The sequence below is a fragment of the Streptomyces sp. WM6386 genome, assembly GCF_000972385.1.
In the GTDB taxonomy this organism is placed as follows: domain Bacteria; phylum Actinomycetota; class Actinomycetes; order Streptomycetales; family Streptomycetaceae; genus Streptomyces.
The window spans coordinates 1-404 of sequence record NZ_JXTE01000563.1; the positions used below are offsets into that span (position 1 = coordinate 1).

Here is a 404-nt window from a genome sequence, read left to right on the forward strand (position 1 = left end):
CGTTGCCGTTGGTGAAGTTGATCTGGCTGCCGGTGTTGGAGTCCTGCCGCAGATTGGGCTGGCCCCACGTCTTGTGGAACGAACCGCGGCCCTCCCAGTTCCAGACCACCGGCACGGCCTCGGCGTGCGGACGGAACGCGCCCTGGTAGCGGACCCAGCGGGCGCTGATGGTGTTGACCTGGATCTTCATGCCGGATTCGGGCGCCTCGACCATCATTCCGTTGCCGAGGTAGAGCGCGACGTGCGTGGGCCCGGCGCCGTCGGCGCCGAAGTACATGATGTCCCCGGGAAGCAGCACGGCGGACCCCTGGGACTTGAGGAGCTTCGTGTGTGCGTACCCGGGCGCGGCGAAGGTCGCCTGCGTCGTGCGCTCGGTGATGAGGTCCCGGCCGGTCGCCTTGTAC

1 protein-coding gene is annotated in these 404 nt (G+C 68.1%); it reads right to left on the minus strand.

Annotation, left to right across the window (positions count from 1 at the left end; genetic code table 11):
* The coding region (locus TN53_RS47130; protein WP_046264308.1) for a C40 family peptidase at positions 1-404 on the minus strand (404 nt) is incomplete at both ends.